The sequence below is a fragment of the Mariniflexile sp. genome (assembly GCF_041583155.1).
GTDB lineage: Bacteria > Bacteroidota > Bacteroidia > Flavobacteriales > Flavobacteriaceae > Mariniflexile.
The window spans coordinates 134,345-149,946 of sequence record NZ_JBFHGK010000002.1; the positions used below are offsets into that span (position 1 = coordinate 134,345).

17 protein-coding genes are annotated in these 15,602 nt (G+C 30.7%); 6 read left to right on the forward strand and 11 right to left on the reverse strand.

The genetic code is table 11. The features are described from left to right. Positions 1–21 precede the first annotated feature (21 nt). On the forward strand, positions 22–1,185 hold the full coding sequence (locus ABYI63_RS01480) for a PepSY-associated TM helix domain-containing protein (RefSeq protein ID WP_372752673.1): 1,164 nt from the start codon (positions 22–24) through the stop codon (positions 1,183–1,185). A gap of 81 nt (positions 1,186–1,266) precedes the next feature. After that, positions 1,267–2,076, forward strand: a complete 810-nt coding sequence (locus ABYI63_RS01485) for a hypothetical protein (RefSeq protein ID WP_372752675.1) — start codon at positions 1,267–1,269, stop codon at positions 2,074–2,076. A gap of 82 nt (positions 2,077–2,158) precedes the next feature. Here ABYI63_RS01485 and ABYI63_RS01490 read toward each other — a convergent pair whose 3' ends face one another. Beyond that, the gene (locus ABYI63_RS01490) at positions 2,159–2,824 is read right to left on the reverse strand and encodes an ABC transporter ATP-binding protein (protein ID WP_372752677.1); all 666 of its coding nucleotides are present in this window, start codon (positions 2,822–2,824) and stop codon (positions 2,159–2,161) included. Between the two features lie 115 nt (positions 2,825–2,939). Between ABYI63_RS01490 and folE the strand changes: the two genes are divergently transcribed. Together folE and ABYI63_RS01500 are read left to right on the forward strand one after the other, a co-directional pair. Continuing rightward, entirely contained in the window at positions 2,940–3,527 is a 588-nt protein-coding gene (gene folE, locus ABYI63_RS01495) for a GTP cyclohydrolase I FolE (RefSeq protein WP_372752679.1), read from the forward strand. 101 nt (positions 3,528–3,628) lie between these two features. Continuing rightward, positions 3,629–3,913, forward strand: coding sequence for a hypothetical protein (locus tag ABYI63_RS01500; RefSeq protein WP_372752681.1), 285 nt, complete (start codon positions 3,629–3,631; stop codon positions 3,911–3,913). A gap of 136 nt (positions 3,914–4,049) precedes the next feature. Here the strand turns inward: ABYI63_RS01500 and ABYI63_RS01505 are convergent, their stop codons facing one another. From ABYI63_RS01505 to ABYI63_RS01550, 10 genes are all read right to left on the reverse strand, one after another. Further along, positions 4,050–4,676 carry a hypothetical protein gene (locus tag ABYI63_RS01505; protein ID WP_372752683.1) on the reverse strand — a complete coding sequence of 209 codons (627 nt, stop codon included), beginning with the start codon at positions 4,674–4,676 and terminating at the stop codon, positions 4,050–4,052. A 47-nt stretch (positions 4,677–4,723) separates the two neighbouring features. After that, positions 4,724–5,518, reverse strand: coding sequence for a cation transporter (locus ABYI63_RS01510; RefSeq protein ID WP_372752685.1), 795 nt, complete (start codon positions 5,516–5,518; stop codon positions 4,724–4,726). An 87-nt stretch (positions 5,519–5,605) separates the two neighbouring features. Further along, a complete protein-coding gene (locus ABYI63_RS01515; protein ID WP_372752687.1) occupies positions 5,606–6,187 on the reverse strand; it encodes a pentapeptide repeat-containing protein in 582 nt (193 codons plus the stop codon). Between the two features lie 106 nt (positions 6,188–6,293). Then, entirely contained in the window at positions 6,294–7,103 is an 810-nt protein-coding gene (locus ABYI63_RS01520) for a DUF4393 domain-containing protein (RefSeq protein ID WP_372752689.1), read from the reverse strand. Between the two features lie 50 nt (positions 7,104–7,153). Then, on the reverse strand, positions 7,154–10,210 hold the full coding sequence (locus ABYI63_RS01525; protein WP_372752691.1) for an ATP-dependent helicase: 3,057 nt from the start codon (positions 10,208–10,210) through the stop codon (positions 7,154–7,156). 125 nt (positions 10,211–10,335) lie between these two features. Further along, complete coding sequence (locus ABYI63_RS01530; RefSeq protein ID WP_372752693.1) at positions 10,336–11,226, reverse strand: nucleotidyltransferase domain-containing protein; 891 nt, start codon at positions 11,224–11,226, stop codon at positions 10,336–10,338. Continuing rightward, the gene (locus ABYI63_RS01535) at positions 11,223–12,140 is read right to left on the reverse strand and encodes a pentapeptide repeat-containing protein (protein WP_372752695.1); all 918 of its coding nucleotides are present in this window, start codon (positions 12,138–12,140) and stop codon (positions 11,223–11,225) included. Before ABYI63_RS01535 ends, ABYI63_RS01530 begins: the two co-directional genes overlap by 4 nt. Before the next feature lie 145 nt (positions 12,141–12,285). After that, positions 12,286–13,221 carry a L,D-transpeptidase gene (locus tag ABYI63_RS01540; RefSeq protein WP_372752697.1) on the reverse strand — a complete coding sequence of 312 codons (936 nt, stop codon included), beginning with the start codon at positions 13,219–13,221 and terminating at the stop codon, positions 12,286–12,288. Positions 13,222–13,419: 198 nt separating this feature from the next. Further along, entirely contained in the window at positions 13,420–14,184 is a 765-nt protein-coding gene (locus ABYI63_RS01545; protein ID WP_372752699.1) for a patatin-like phospholipase family protein, read from the reverse strand. A 71-nt stretch (positions 14,185–14,255) separates the two neighbouring features. Continuing rightward, entirely contained in the window at positions 14,256–14,663 is a 408-nt protein-coding gene (locus tag ABYI63_RS01550; RefSeq protein ID WP_372752701.1) for an HPP family protein, read from the reverse strand. A gap of 136 nt (positions 14,664–14,799) precedes the next feature. Here ABYI63_RS01550 and ABYI63_RS01555 point away from each other — a divergent pair, with 136 nt between their 5' ends. Beyond that, a complete protein-coding gene (locus ABYI63_RS01555) occupies positions 14,800–15,168 on the forward strand; it encodes a hypothetical protein (protein ID WP_372752703.1) in 369 nt (122 codons plus the stop codon). A gap of 3 nt (positions 15,169–15,171) precedes the next feature. After that, on the forward strand, positions 15,172–15,602 hold a 431-nt coding region (locus ABYI63_RS01560; protein WP_372752705.1), incomplete at its 3' end, for an AarF/UbiB family protein.

A 15,602-nucleotide genomic window follows, 5' to 3' on the forward strand; every position in this document is an offset into this window, starting at 1 on the left:
GGTTGCCTTTAAGCGTTTCATATGGCATACAAAAAAAGCATTCTTTGGCTACATAAAATTTTAGGATTAGTAACTGGTATTGTCGTTTTTATTGTAGCAATTACCGGTTGTTGTTGGGCTTTTAAAGATGAAATAGAAAGCCTTTATGTAGTTGATTATACGGTTGAAAAACAAAATGCACCTATTTTAACTCCATCAGAAGTTAAGGCAATAGGTAGCACCGTTTTTCCTAACAACACAATACACGGCGCTGTTTTTAATAATAGCAACGAAGCTATCGAAGTTATTTTTTATGATCCCGATCCAGAATTCTATCAAAGTGTGTTTTTAAATCCCTATTCAGGAGACGTGATGCATGTTGAAGATCATTTAACTGGGTTTTTTGCTTTTATTTTAAAGGGGCATATGCGTTTGTGGTTTCCTAAAGATATTGGCGAGCAAATTGTTGGGGCATCTATTTTAATATTCATAATCATTATTATTTCAGGATTTATTTTATGGATTCCTAAGAAGCGAAAAAATTTAAAACAACGTTTAAAATTTATTTGGAAACCAACTACAAAATGGAAACGTAAAAACTTCGATTTACATGCCATTATTGGGTTTTATATTTGTGCCTTGGCATTTATTTTAGCTTTTACGGGTACTGTTATGTCGTATAATTGGATGAAATATGTGGTTTATAAAACAGCAGGAGGGGATAAAGTACCTGCATTTATCATTCCTCAAAATGAAAGTGAAACACCTGGTGTATTACATGATGAAACGTTGGCAATTGATGGTTTAATTGTAAAATTAAAGCAGGAATTACCTAATGCATTAAACTATGAGTTACATTATCCTGAATCTGACTCTTCAAGTGTTTATATTGAAGTTACCAATAGTAAAGGCGTTTATTATGATGCCGATTTTCGTTTTTACGACCAATATACGCTCAAGGAGATAGAAACTCCAGGCGTTTATGGCAAATACAGTGATGCTAAAGTAGCCGAAAAAATATTAAGAATGAATTACGATATACACATTGGGGCTATTGGAGGTTTACCAGGTAAAATTATCGCATTTTTAGTAAGTTTATTAACTGCAACTTTACCAGTTACGGGTATTCTTTTATGGTATGGAAGAAAATATAAAAAAGACACGACTACAGCAAAAACACCGATAAAATACACAAAACAACTTTAAACGGGTTGATTTTTTAGAATTGGGACTCAATAAATTAAAAATTTTAACGTTATTTATCCTATAAATAAAAAACACGTTATTATGAAAAAATTGATTGTCCCAATTTTAGCACTTATTTTTATGAGTTGTGAGGAGGAATTAGCCAAAGTAGCCGATTCTGCCGCTGCTGTTGAAACTTTGAATGAATTTGTCATAGTCAATAAGGTTTTCCAAGATGCCGGAAATAATAGTGGTGATGCTGTTTTTTCAGCTCAAGTAAAAGCTACACCAACTAAAATAAATGAATCAAAAACTAACGGTCCAGATATTACGGTTACACCATTTGATTTAACAACGTTTCCAAAAACGATAGTCATTGATTATGGTGATGGGATATTATGTGAAGATGGTATTACACGCAAAGGTATTGCTACTATACTATCAGTTAATAATTGGTATGGTGTTCCAGGTAGTGAACACACAACGACGTTTACTAACTATTACCATAACGATTATAAAGTTGAAGGCACTCATAAAGTGGTAAATTTAGGTGAAAATAATGATGGCGATTTACAGTATAGCGTTAGTATTGAAAATGGAAAAATAACTACAAGTACAGGTAAAACCATTAGCTATACCGAGAATTCTACAAGAACTTGGGTAGCAGGATCTTCTACACCATTAAATATTTGGGATGATGAATATACCCTTAATGGTACTCAAACAGGAGTTAGCTCTAAAGGTGTTTCCTATTCAATTACAACTGAAGAATCATTACATTTTGTATTAAAACCTAGAAATATAAAATCAGGTATTTTAGATATTACAGTTGGAAGTATCGATGATATAAAAATGAATTTTACAACTTCAACCATTACAATATTAGGAAAAGAGTTTCCTATTTTAAATTAATAAAAGAGAAACCAGATGTATACAAAAAAGGGTTTATTGCATTTATAATAAACCCTTTTTTATATATAAAAACTATTGTTTTTTAACTATTGGTAATTTTTCCATCAACCATTACAAGTTTTCTATCGGCTAAATTAGCAAGTTCTTCATTGTGAGTTACAATTACAAAAGTTTGTCCAAATTCATCTCTTAATTTAAAAAACAGACTATGTAAGTTTTCGGCCGATTCACTATCCAAGTTTCCCGATGGTTCATCTGCAAAAATTAAATCAGGATTATTTATTAATGCTCTTGCAACGGCTACACGTTGTTGTTCCCCACCCGAAAGTTCGTTTGGTTTATGATTGTATCGGTGCGATAAACCTAAAAAATCTAATAATTCCTTAGCTCGTTTTTCGGCTTCAGCTCTTTTTGTACCTTTTATAAATGCAGGTAAACAGGCATTTTCTAAGGCTGTAAATTCCGGAAGCAACTGGTGAAACTGAAAAATAAACCCAATATGTTCATTTCTAAATTTTGCCAAAGCCTTATCGTTTAAAGTACTAATGTTAGTATTGTTAATAATAAGCTGAAATTCTTCTTTGGAAGATGCTCTATCCAAAGTCCCTAAAATTTGTAATAAGGTTGTTTTCCCTGCACCTGAAGCCCCAACAATTGAAATAACTTCACCTTTTTGCACATGAATATCAACACCTTTTAGTACTTCTAAATCTTTATAAAATTTATGAATATTTTTTGCTTGAATCATAACTTTAAAATAATAGCGTGAAAGTACTACATTACGCCGTTCTGTACAATTAAGAATGCTTTTTATTGCTATGTGCCATTTATACTTTATATTTAATAGCACTAAAACAGATATAATGCCTAATAAAACTTTTGAAGATTACAATATCCAAGTTTCTGATGATGCGAAAGATAGATATTTTCACATTATCAAAGAATTGGGTGAAGACGTTACGCGTGAAGGTTTATTGAAAACCCCAGAACGTGCTGCAAAAGCCATGCAATTTTTAACACAAGGTTATCATCAGGATCCTGTTGAAATTTTAAAAAGCGCCATGTTTAAGGAGTGTTATAATGAAATGGTTATAGTAAAAGACATTGAATTGTACTCACTTTGTGAACACCACATGTTGCCTTTTTTCGGAAAAGTACATATAGGATACATTCCAAACGGGCAAATTGTTGGCTTAAGTAAATTACCACGAGTTGTAGATGTGTTTGCAAGACGTTTGCAAGTACAGGAACGCCTAACAGAACAAATTCTAGATTGTATAAACGACACCCTAAAACCACAAGGCGTTGCCGTAGTAATTGAAGCCTCGCATATGTGTATGATGATGCGTGGGGTACAAAAACAAAATTCGGTAACAACAACTTCAGGATTTAGAGGGCAGTTTGAAAAGATTGAAACCAGAAACGAATTTTTAAAATTAATAGGGAAGTAGTTTTTATAAGATGATTTGGAGTTGCTGGAAACTATTTCGAATATAAATGAAAGTATATTTTGGTATGTTTCTTGTAATTAGGTTTCTATAATTTTGAATAAATGAATAAATATAAAAAATTAGCTTTAGGAATTTTGTTTGATGCTTTAGGGTATGTGTCGTTTATCATTCCTGGTATTGGAGAGTTTTCAGATATTGTTTGGGCGCCACTTTCGGGTTGGTTAATGACGAAGCTTTATAAGGGGAAAGCTGGTAAAGTTGCAGGATTCATTTCTTTTATTGAAGAAGCATTACCCGGTTTTGATGTGATTCCTACTTTTACACTTATGTGGATTTATACCTATGTTTTTAGTAAAGAAGAGCAAGTTGCAGAAATTAAAAAATAATAAAAAACTATCTAAATAAATATTCCCGTAAGTAGATAGCAATACCTTAATTAAGTAAGCTACTTAAGCTAAAAAGTAAACGCCCTAAATGGGCGTTATTTTTACTTTTTAATGGTTACATTTTTGCAAAGTGTTTTTATTTTATTCCGATTGGTTTTGTTTTTAATTCCTTTATCCATTCAGTTCCATAGTATTTGTTTAAATAATCGAATATCATTTCGTTATTTTCTCTTGTTTTTTTTAATGAAATTGGGTCAATTACACAATTTTCTTTGATAAGTCCAATTCCATATTTTTCTTTAAATTTCACATACTCCTCTGGGATTGAACTATCAATTCCGTTCATTATAAAATTCAAAGTTCCGTCAGCAATTCGTTCCTCGATTTGCTCATCGGTCAAGTTAGTTTCCAAATGTGTTGGCAAGGCGTGAATGGTGCTACTATCCAATTCAGTTTTGTCCATTAGTCTTATTGTAATGGTATTCTTTCGTTTATTAATTCTTACTGGATAAAGCGTATAAGCTGTAAAATCCTGAGAAACGAAACTGAATTGATATTTTCCTTCTGCAGGTAGTGTTATTTTGAAGTTTTCGGGTTTGTTAATTTCAATTTTTCGATTGGAATTAATAATTATAAATTCTCCCGATGTAAATTCCTTATTCGTTAAGTTCTCAAAAATCACTTCAGCAATTATTTCATTTTCAGTTGCTCTGGAACCCGTGAAAGTTAATACTAAAACCAGCGTTAAAAATATTTTTTTCATCGTAATCATTTTTATGATGTCTAATATAATATTTTTCTTTCTATAATTTAATTACTTAATTTCAATATTCTAAAGGCTCCTTGAATGACTAAAGTAAAAACAATTGTACCAATAATCAAATCAGGTTTACTTGAATTCAACCAATTCACCAAAAGGGCAGCGCCTATTACTCCTAAATTGATAATCACATCATTTGAAGTGAAAATCATACTTGCTTTCATATGAGCTTCTTCTTTGCTCTTTGATTTTTGCAGCAAATAAAGACAAATTCCGTTTGCAATTAGTGCAAAAGCGGAAACGACAATCATGGTTGAAAAATCGGGAAGTTTCTCATCTCCAAAAACCCTCCTTAATACTTCTACAAATCCTAAAATGGCAAGTGTTATTTGAAAATACCCAGCAAGTTTTGCAATGCGCTTCTTTTTTGTTACCGTTCCGCCAACAGCAAATAAGCTAATTCCGTAAACAAAGGCGTCGGCAAGCATATCTAAACTATCGGCAACCAATCCCATAGATTTTGAAATGAGTCCAGTAGTTATTTCAATAAGAAAAAAGGCAAAATTTATTCCCAGAACAGTCCAAAGCAGTTTTTTCTGGTTTTCTGTTTCCTTAAAATGAGTTTCGTTGGTTTGTTCTGTCGAGATTTTCTTTCCGCCCAAATTCAGGTCGAGAATGGACTTTTCTATTTGTTCCATGTTACCACTGTGATAAACAATTAGCTTTCGGTTCGGAATATCAAAGTCCAAATACGCAATACCAGAGATGCCGTCCAATTTCATACGGATTATGTTTTCCTCCGATGGGCAGTCCATTTTGGTAATTTCAAATATGGTTTTATGCATTCAGGTTCTGGGTTTTTCAGAATTACTTTATCAGAATTCAAATGATCCTTATCTAAGTTTAAGGAAGTTATAATTTAAGATTACATTCTAAAAGTTTGGTTCTATTTTAATATTATATTTTGATAAAAGCCCAACTACAGTTTCTAAAGTAAATCTAGCGCCTTTAATTTGGTTGTTTTCAGGGTCGATTTTAAAGTTAAAAGAACTTCTGAAATCAGCATTTTGTAAATTTGTGTTCTTGAATATTGCATTTTGTAAATCACAATCCTCAAAAGTAGATGAACTTAAATCACATTCTGTAAAATCGACTTCCTGTAGTTTTGTTTTTTTAAATGAAATTTTTGAAAGTTTCCGTTTGAAAAATGACGAATGATTTAATTGGCATGCTTCAACTTTAATAAAAAATCCAAAATCGCTACATTTATCGAATGTTAAACCTAGCATTTTACAATCTTTAAAAAATACATTTTGAAATCCTGTTTGAAAAATGTTAGCAGTACTTAAATTGCAGTCGTAAAATTCGCAGTCAATAAACCTAATTTGGGATACGTCGGAATTTGAAAAATTACAATTTAAAAAAACACATACTTCATATTCTCCTTTTTCAAGTCTGTGTTCCGAAAAGTCTTTTTTATTAAATGTTTTTTCTACGATATACTGTTCTTCCATTTAGTTTTCATGTATTTTCCGAAGGAAAATCGGATTTTTTAAAAATGCAACGACCAAAGGTTTAACTAAAGTAAGTAATGTTTTTTAACTCAGTTCTTTGTTGGAATTAGTTTTTTATGTTTTCAAATGAACAGGCTCTAATAAATGCTTTTCCGAAATCTGTTATTTGATAATAAGTTTTTTTCTTTTCAACTTTCGAAAAAGCTCCACCTTTAGTATAACTTTCATTTACTTTTTCGAATTCATATTGTTCATATAGTTTGTTGTACATGTTTTCATCCATTTTATGAAGATTATGGGAAATGTCTAAAATTCCCATACTAGTTAGATTGTCCATATATGTACCTATGTTTTGTGGGAAAAGTAAATTTAATTCAGTTTGTAATGATGTTCCGTTTTTTAAAATTTCTATGAAACCTTTTTTTCTATCTGTCAAATGAGCTCTTAAAGAAATACACGGAATAAAATCTTTATTTAATAGATGTTTTATTATTCTAGCTTCATCTACAGAAAGCCTTTCAATTAATTGGATAAAACTAGGATGTGCTAAATTAACTGTTTTAGAAGAGCTTGCTTTAGTTAGAAGACTTGTAAAAAGGTCAGCAATTTCATCGTTTGTAGTATAACTTAATTTATCAATTATTGGTGTTCCTATCTGCGGATTAACTTCACAAATATCTTCATCAGGAATAGTGTCAAGTTTTTCTTTATAGTCGTTTAATCTTTTTTCAAAATTTATTTTAAATTTCTCATTTAATAATTTTACAGGAAGAAGAATTGAAGTGCTAAATTCCAAAACTGTTTCTAAAGCAGTTCCCACTTTTTTTACTCCAGGTTGAGCCAAATCTTGATAAATTGAAGTCAAGACTTGAGGTACGTCTTTTACTAGTCCTATTAGTTCTTTTCCTGCTTCCATTTGAGTTTTTTAAATTAATGCTAACGGTCTAGTATAAGAGTAGTGGCGGATTAAGACCACAAACCTTTCAGTTTAGACCATAAATTGTTTTTTCCTTTATCTTTGGTTATTGCACTATTCCCGCCATTACTTTTATACGTTGGGCTTAGTATTTTTTCCTCAGTTTTTTGTTCTTTAGCTATTTCTTTTTCCGATTTTTTTGGTTCAGATAAAAGTTCCGATTTAGAATTATCGACTTTTATTTTCTCAAGTTCTGCCTTTTCTTCTTTTAAATCAGCTATTCTTTTTCGGGCTTCTTTTTTCTTTTGTTCAAAATCAATTAGCTCTTTACTAGTGTCATTATTTTCTTTTCTTTCAGAAATTAATTTTTCATAGGAATAAACTTGCATTGCATAGTCATTAGGATATTCTGCAATAGCTTTTTTTCTAATATGATTATCTTCAAATTTTGACATTTTTTGTTTTGCATCAAGTTGTTTGTCATAAACATATTCTTGCATTTCGTAATCGAGAGGATAATCCTTTTTTGCTAAAATCTCAATTTCTGAATCTTTAACAGAAGCCATATATTTTTTAGCAACTACATTTTTATCATAGATATGTTGTTGCATACAATAATCATTTTTGTATTGGTTTATAGCAAATTCCTCTAATTCATTATCTGTTACGGCTGACATATACAAAAACGCTTCAATTTGATTTTTGTATACATAATCTCTCATTTCCTTATCATCAGGATATTCCTTTTTTGCAAATTGTTTGATTTTCGCTTGGATATTCTTATCTAAATTAATCTCCTTATTTTCTTCTGGCTCCTTTTCTCTATTATCTTTATTTTCAACTATTTCTAATTTATCGCTTTCATTAATTTGAATTTCGTTTTCTACAAATGAATTCCAATCATCATCTGATTTAGATTTTTCAATCTTTTCTTCTTTTTCGAGGTCAGTTGGTTTCTCGATTTTTGTTAAACCTCTAAATTCAAAATTTATTGGTTTAGTTTTTCCTGTTTCGACAAACTCGATTTGATATTCTCCTTTTTCTTCGTTAACTTCAATTACTTTACCTTGCTTCCAAATCAAGTGATTTACCAAATCTCCAACGTCAAATTTCTTTTGAATTAATTGTCGACTTGCGTCAAGTTTAAGTTGTTCTTTAGCCTCATTTATGATTTCTTGACTTAATTCTCCTTTTCTCACAAAATAATTGTCGCTTATTTCAAATAAAAAACGAGAAGGATATTTATTTAAACCTGTACTGAAATTGAACCCTTCTGATTCAGTCATATAAAATGCTTTTTCGGCTCTTGTAATTGCAACATAGGTTAAACGTCTTTCTTCTTCAAGTGCTTTTGCTCTTCTTTCTTTAATTGACATTGCACTAGGCAATACGCCTTCTGTGAAGCCACAAAGAAAAACGTAAGGAAATTCTAAACCTTTAGAAGTGTGAATAGTCATTAATTTAACTCTGTCATTTCTATCATCTTCAATATCCATATCTGTGTAAAGTGCAATTTCTTGCAAATATTCAGTAAGGTTTATTGGTTCTTCGTCTTGTGTTTCTAATAAAATTATAGAGTTCTGAAGTTCTTTGATATTATCTAATCTATCTGTGTCACCATCAGTTCTGTAATAAGCAGATAATCCGCTTTCATCCATTATTTCTTTTACTAAATCTGAAATAATTAAATCAACTTTTGATTTTTTATACTTTTCTATAAGTTCAATAAATTCAATTGCTCCTTTACGACTTAAATCTTTTTGCGTTATATTTTGTTGCAAAGCCGAATAAAGAGAAATGCTTTCTTTTTCAGCAATTTTTGCAACATTTTCAATGAACTTTTTACCTAAACCTCTACTTGGTGTATTCACAACTCTTAAAAATGAAAAATCATCTTCAAATTCAATCAATCGTAAATATGCCAAGACATCTTTAATTTCTTTACGCTCAAAGAATCGAATACCGCCAAAAACTGAATAAGGAATATTTTCTCTAATTAGTGATTGTTCAATGCTACGTGAAATATGATTTGCTCTATAAAGTATTGCAAAATCCGAATGTTTGCAGTTTTCATCTGCTACAAGTCTTTTGATTTCATTTGCAACCCATAATCCTTCGTCAAAATCATTTTTTCCGTGAAAATGAACTACTTCAACTCCTTCTGGATTTTGAGTAAACATATCTTTATCTACTCGTATTTTGTTGTTTTTAATGATGTGATTTCCAAGACTTAAAATATTTGGTGTTGAACGATAATTTTGGTTCATTATGATTGTCTTAGAATCATTAAATAGCTTGTCAAAATCAACCAAAAACTCGGGTCTTGCTCCTCTCCATTCATAAATGGTTTGGTCTGGGTCTCCAACTACGAAGAAATTTTTATGGTGATTTGACAACTGCGAAACTAATGCAAATTGTTTTTCAGAGCTATCTTGCATTTCATCTACTTGAATATAGTGTAGTCTTTTTTGCCACTTTTCAAGAACATCACCATGCTTTCTGTATATATATAAAGTGAAGTTGATTAAATCATCAAAATCTAAAGCAAAATTTCTTTGTTGTTTTTCTAAGTATCTAAAAAAAACTTTTTCAATTTCGTTATCGGTTTCTTGCTTTTTTGATTCAAGGATGTATTCTAAATATCCTTGGTCTTTTTTCTGCACACTAATATATCTTAAAACTTGTTTAAAAGTAAACACTTTTGATGTAAAAACCAATTCATTGTAAACTTGTCGAAGTACAGTTTTTTGGTCTTCAACGTCCATTATTATAAAGTTCTTTGGGTATTTGATTTTGTTTATGTCCTCTCTTAAAACTCGAACACAAAATCCGTGGTAAGTAGTTATGTAACTTAAATCCGAATTTTCTCCGACTAATCTTTTTACTCTTTTTCGCATTTCTTGTGCAGCCTTGTTTGTAAAGGTGACACAGAGAATATTGGAAGAGTTAATTCCTAATGCTTCAACAATGTAGGCATATCTTTGAGTAAGAGCTTTCGTTTTTCCCGAACCTGCACCTGCAATTACTCTAACAAAACCTTCCGTTTCTGTTACAGCTTCCAACTGTTGTTCGTTCAAATTTTCTTTTAATCTCTCAATGCCATTCATTCAGGATGTAGTTTTTTTATATTAAGCCCAACGGTCTCGTATAAGAATAGTAGCGGATTTGTACTCACTATCTTTTCGGTTAAACACAGACCTTTTTTATGCTTTACTTACTTTCGTTTTAGCGATTAATCCGCTATTATTTTTATACAATGTTGTGTGGCGTTTTTTATTTCCGATATCAAATTGAGAGTAAAATCATTGTCCTTCATTTTGCAAGCATAAAATTGTGGGTTACTAACTATCTTTTTCAATTCAGGAATATTCAAATCTTGCGAACAGTAATATCCTTCCACCAATCTTAATCTTTGATAAGGATTGAATTTTCTTTTGATAATAGACTTTTCAATTAAACTTTGAAATGTCTCTGACTCAACAAACTTTACAGAATCTAAAATCCCTAAATCTTTTACAATAGGTATTACTTTTTTAATGAAGTCCAATGAAGGTAATTCATCAAGGATTTCTTCTCTATAGTTTCTTTTTACAACTCTTAATTCCCTTAAAAGGTTAATATCAGATTGATTTATTAAACCTTGCTCTTTTAGTCCGTTTAGTAGTTTTATAAATGAAAATTCAAAAATTCCATTCTCCGCATTTTTAAACACTAAATAATTCCTCAATCCAACAAAAAGACAATCGCAAAACCAAGCAAAACCTAAAGTAGTTTTCGGAACAGTCTTAATTATGTTAAAGTAATTTTCACAATCTTTAATGTCCTTTTTATAATCTGTCTTTGGATTGAAATGATTTATTATATCTTTAAATCTATCATTTGGGTCAATAATGGTTTTTGATTCTTTTTGTAAATGCTTGATAAATAAACTGCCATTTTTTGATAAATATTCAAGTTTTGAGTATGTGTAAAATGAGATAGACCAATCATCTTTAGAATAGGTTTCTTTCAACTTCTCTAAAGTTTTAAAATCATTAGCCACAACTAATAAATCTCTATCGCTATATTTATCAAAATCTGCTCTCAATGAACTGCCGAAAACTGCAACACTATAATTTTTCATTTTACAAATCGATTTATTAAAACTGTTATTAAAAAACTTAAAAGAATGAAGCCTGAAAAGCCTTGCATTGTCAACATATACATTCCAAAATCCGTTTGGGGTTGAAATTGAGAATCTACTAATTGCGTCATTGCATCTGCTGTGAAAAAGATATTTGCTATTGGGCTAATGTTCTCTGAACTGAAAGATGCGATTGCAAAGTCCTTTTCGTGAAATCCGTATTCATTCCAATAATTTAAGTTGGTAAAGTAAAATACTCCATAAAGAACAAAGAAAGTTGCGATAAAACTTCTTAGTCTTAGGCCATAACCAAATATCCATCGATATAGAAAATTAGGAATATACTCAACTGCAAAAGTTTGAAAATTTATTTTATAAGGTTGGCTTTTAAAAAATTTACTTCTTGTCAGGCGACCTTCCCATTTTTGGAAATAATAATTGGCTATTCTTGCAAACTCAGATTGTTCTTCATCTCTTGAATTGTTTAATAGCTGTTGGAATAAGTGAACTGCCATATTAGACTTTTCAATGTCTTTCTTTTCGTAATTATTTTTAAAACTTATAGGGTCTATATAGGTACGTTTAATTAGGATTTGATGTGTGTTTACGTTTTTGAATGTACATCTGTGAAATTGACAATTATCTAAAGTACTTCCAAAAAATAAACAGTCTTCGAAGTGACAAGAAGTGAAATCAATATTTTTTAGTTTAGTCTTTGCGAAACTGACATTTATAAATGTAATTGACTTTACTTTATAGCGAGGATGTTCATCGCTGTTTTTTAAGATATCTGGTTTATAGATTAAATCTCTAATAGTTCCTTCACTTGCTGAAACCATTTCTTTAAATTCCACTACGGAATTTTTTCCAATTACTCTTGGTGTTCCACTAAGTTCAAAAAAACTATTTGACATTTCTTATTCTATTTCTTTTTTCAAATGACACACAACAATAGAATATATACAATTGTTTATATCCTAATTATAAAATTAAAAATATGAATATTCTTTCAAATAAAGAAAAGGAATTGAACTAAAATTTGGGTAAAAAAATTTTTAATTAATATTTGCTATAAATATCCTTTAAAACTACGTTTTCATGGTTATCATTAACCACATTTAAATCGTATCGAATATTAATTTTAGTCCCAATAGGAGCGTGGTAATAAATAACCCAGGCGTCGGCTTCATTTGTTCCAATACAGCCATTGGAGTATGCTTTTCCTAGAGTATTGGGGTTGGTTGTTGGGTGAATTAGTTGTCCGTTTCTAAGGCCATTTATTTCGGTTTCCAAAAACGGAACTTGTGGTAATTTGGTAACCTGGTTGTCGTCTCTTCTTGTTACATAATAGCGCTTGCCATTTACCGGATTATAATAATCGGGGTTACGAATGAGTCTTACAATCGTGCCTTTTCCGGTTTTTGTTTTTAAATCGATGGTTCTGCCAGCCATTTTCAGGTACTTTTTTTCATCGCGACCCACACGAACTAAAAACTCATAAAGCATTAAGGAATCGTCATAAATACGTAGTTTATACTCCGGAATATTAATGTCGATGGTTGTATTTGCAAAAGATTCGTTTATTCGGTTTGCCAACTCTAAATCCGGTATGCGTATTACATCGCCCTTATGGAGAACAACCAGTTCTTTTTGGTTATAAACAAAACGACCTTTGTCTTTCATAATGTAATAATCGGTATTTTTCAAGGTGTCTATAATCCAAGGGTTTGCTCTAACTAAAAGGTGCTCAGTTAATTCGTAGGCTGTAACTGGGTTATACTGCTTCACTAAAGAATCTATAAACTGAAAATAATGCGCTATGGTAACCTCTTTTTCAATTACAATTGGGTTTAACTCATAATTATGGTTTAATTCAATCTTAAGGCTAGTAAAAGATAAAACCTTAAGATTGTTTTGATGTCCAATACCAAAAAAGCTTTTTATAACAAACAGTAGTAGCAGAGAACAAATAAAATGGTGTAATTTAGTTAGCATCTTCATAGGTTTAATAATTATCTATAATATGATTCTGATTAGAACTCGAATTTGGTTTGGCCTTGTTAGTAAAGTGGGTTTTACCAAAAAAGTGTCTATCCAATTTCTTAAGGTATTTGTTCTATTATTTCAATAACTACCTAAAGATGGCTTATGAAGCAAAAAAACGAAAATGATGACCTTTAATTTTAAATAGCTTTATTTGAAATTTATAGTATTTTTTTCTAATGCTTTCATGGTGGCTTCATAACCTATGTTGAAAATTTCGTTTAGGTATTTTTTGTCTAAAACCCCATATTTATTTAAGCCTTGTGGCAAAACAATTAAATCGCAATCTTTAAATTTTTTTGAATCTTCGTCTACCGATTTTATTATAAAAGCTCTTTCAATTACATTAATAGCATATTTTAATTTATCCATGGAAATGGGATTGAAGCTGTTTACATAAATGCCAATAATTTGCTCGCAAGACGATTTTAATAATTCAACCGGAAAATTGTTTAAAGTGCCCCCATCTACATAATAAGATTCGTTAATTTTTACGGGCGAAAATATGCCAGGTATGGCTGCCGATGCTAACACTGGTTTAATCAGCTCGCCACTATTAAATATTTCTAATTTACCGTTTAAGATATTTGTAGTGGTGATACTAAGTTCCTTTTTCAGATGTGAAAAATTATCATTTGCCAAGTAAGTTTTAAAGGCAGAGTAAAACTTTTCAGCATCAATAATTCCCGGTTTATTTAAAGCATATCTTTTAAAGTCTAATAAATTAATTTCTTTAAAGAAGGTTAATATCTCTTCCCAGTTATAGCCATAAGCATAAAGGGCACCTACAATTGCTCCGGCGCTGGTTCCCGCAATGTGGGTTGGTACAATACCATATTCTTCTAATGCCTTGATTGCTCCTATGTGAGCCGCACCTCGCATGCCGCCACCAGATAATATTAAGCCTGTTTTCATTATTAAATTATTACAGTTACATTATAAAAGCAGCCGGTTCTTCTCAAAGTGTCAATGTTTTGCGTTATAATTTATTTTGTTTCTTTTATGAAAAATTTGATAATATCTGCGGTAGATACGATACCTACCAATTTGCTATTGTCAAGTATGGGAATGGCATGGTATTTACCTAGTGATAAAACTTTAGCCACTTCTTTAATAGTTGTGCTCGCAGGCATATTAAATGGCTTTTGAGTCATAATATCTTTAACTTTTAACTCTTTATAAACGGGGTTATTATCATTCATACCAGCACCTGCTATATGGTACATAAAATCTACCAAACTTATCATACCTACCAATAAATTGTTTTCAACCACAGGAATATGATAATGGAAGTTTTTCTTCTCATAAATATGTTTTACATCCAAAATAAATTGATCTGGTGTAACGGTTACCACATCCTTAGTCATTATTTCTGTAATAGGTTTGGTAGTCATGATTTTCTCCTTAATGTGTTATACTAATTGAGTTAAAATTAACACATTAACCTATTATTCGAAATGATTAATGTCATAGTAATTTCAATAATTTGTTTATAAGTTTAGTGTTAGTTTAAGTTAAATAAAAAAGATTATGAAAACTAAAACCATTATAGAGTTAATCACATTAAGTTCCAGCATTTATGTGTTAGCAAGGGAAACAAATTTATTAGATAAATTAAATGAGTATTCTGAAAAAGGAAAAGACAGTCTTAATAAAATGATGTCCGATTCTAAATTAGATGAAAATGGTAATGAGATTGAGTTTGTAGATCAACTGGTTAATAAAACCAATGAGTTAAAAGAACAGTTAAATGATAAAATTGAAGAACTAGTTATTCAGTTCTACAAAAAAATTAATGTTGCTCATACAGATGAAATAAAGGCTTTAAATATAAAACTTGAAAAACTGGAATCGAGTATGGCGTTATTGGAAGCTCGACTTAATAAATTGGAAGCTTAAAACATGGGGCTAATTACTAACATACGGAACAGTTTTAAATCGATCTCCAGATATAATCAGATTCTTAGGGTGCTAATAAAATATGGCTTTGAAGATTTGGTTCATTATTTGGAAGAAAATAAACAATATACTTTTATTCAAAAGTTAATTCCGAGTGCCACCAGAATAAAAGTTGCAAAATATAGCAAATGGGCTAAAATGCGATTGGTTTGCGAGGAATTGGGACCTACTTTTATAAAATTCGGACAAATATTAAGTAATAGACCCGATTTAATACCCTTGGCATTAACTTTTGAATTGGAGAAACTTCAGGACAACGTGCCACCAATGTCTGAAGCAGCGGCTAAAAAAGTTGTAGAAACCGAATTAAAAGACACCGTAGAAAATTTGTTTGCTTGGTTTGAACCAGCACCTTTTGCGTCGGCATCAATGGC

Coding starts and splice junctions, on each gene's coding strand:
- ABYI63_RS01535 (WP_372752695.1), bottom strand. CDS start 12,140: ATGTCAAATAGTTTTTTTGAACTTAGTGGAACACCAAGAGTAATTGGA.
- ABYI63_RS01520 (WP_372752689.1), bottom strand. CDS start 7,103: ATGGAAGCAGGAAAAGAACTAATAGGACTAGTAAAAGACGTACCTCAA.
- ABYI63_RS01500 (WP_372752681.1), top strand. CDS start 3,629: ATGAATAAATATAAAAAATTAGCTTTAGGAATTTTGTTTGATGCTTTA.
- ABYI63_RS01530 (WP_372752693.1), bottom strand. CDS start 11,226: ATGAAAAATTATAGTGTTGCAGTTTTCGGCAGTTCATTGAGAGCAGAT.
- ABYI63_RS01545 (WP_372752699.1), bottom strand. CDS start 14,184: ATGAAAACAGGCTTAATATTATCTGGTGGCGGCATGCGAGGTGCGGCT.
- ABYI63_RS01505 (WP_372752683.1), bottom strand. CDS start 4,676: ATGAAAAAAATATTTTTAACGCTGGTTTTAGTATTAACTTTCACGGGT.
- ABYI63_RS01480 (WP_372752673.1), top strand. CDS start 22: ATGGCATACAAAAAAAGCATTCTTTGGCTACATAAAATTTTAGGATTA.
- ABYI63_RS01515 (WP_372752687.1), bottom strand. CDS start 6,187: ATGGAAGAACAGTATATCGTAGAAAAAACATTTAATAAAAAAGACTTT.
- ABYI63_RS01550 (WP_372752701.1), bottom strand. CDS start 14,663: ATGACTACCAAACCTATTACAGAAATAATGACTAAGGATGTGGTAACC.
- ABYI63_RS01485 (WP_372752675.1), top strand. CDS start 1,267: ATGAAAAAATTGATTGTCCCAATTTTAGCACTTATTTTTATGAGTTGT.
- ABYI63_RS01540 (WP_372752697.1), bottom strand. CDS start 13,221: ATGCTAACTAAATTACACCATTTTATTTGTTCTCTGCTACTACTGTTT.
- ABYI63_RS01490 (WP_372752677.1), bottom strand. CDS start 2,824: ATGATTCAAGCAAAAAATATTCATAAATTTTATAAAGATTTAGAAGTA.
- ABYI63_RS01525 (WP_372752691.1), bottom strand. CDS start 10,210: ATGAATGGCATTGAGAGATTAAAAGAAAATTTGAACGAACAACAGTTG.
- ABYI63_RS01555 (WP_372752703.1), top strand. CDS start 14,800: ATGAAAACTAAAACCATTATAGAGTTAATCACATTAAGTTCCAGCATT.
- folE (WP_372752679.1), top strand. CDS start 2,940: ATGCCTAATAAAACTTTTGAAGATTACAATATCCAAGTTTCTGATGAT.
- ABYI63_RS01510 (WP_372752685.1), bottom strand. CDS start 5,518: ATGCATAAAACCATATTTGAAATTACCAAAATGGACTGCCCATCGGAG.